This window comes from Neisseria sp. P0021.S007 (genome assembly GCF_051956855.1).
Genome location: NZ_JBQCXA010001841.1, coordinates 1 through 429, shown reverse-complemented (window position 1 = coordinate 429; position 429 = coordinate 1). Strand labels below are relative to the sequence as shown.

General features: G+C 43.8%; 1 pseudogene. It reads left to right on the top strand.

Features of this window, described 5'->3' with window-relative positions:
* Positions 1-315: 315 nt before the first annotated feature.
* A pseudogene (locus ACTHUR_RS21735) lies at positions 316-429 on the top strand (UDP-2,3-diacylglucosamine diphosphatase); the annotation flags it as partial.

The following is a 429-nucleotide window of genomic DNA, read 5'->3' as shown; positions in this document are numbered from 1 at the left end:
ATTCAAAGGCTTAAACAAACTGCGACACCATGTCCTCCATCTCGACAAAGACTTGGTCAACCGCTTTGTTCGCAGCAACGAATTCTTCTATACCGTCCCCATTAGCGACTTGTACCAAGAAGAGACACTGAAACAAATCACCTATCAGGGCAAAGCCCAATAAACCAAAAGGCCGTCTGAAAAGATGTTTCAGACGGCCTTTATCACACCAAATCAAAATAATAAAATCACTGCATTACAAACGAAAAACACCAAGCCCAAATCCAAATGCGGCAACCCAAGTTATAATAAAACCCTTCCCACACGTCCCACATCATCATGCCGATTTACTTCATCGCCGATTTGCACCTGAGCGAATCCCATCCTCAACTGACCGCACTCTTCCAGAAATTTATGCAAGAAAAAGCCATTCATGCCCAAGCCGTATAC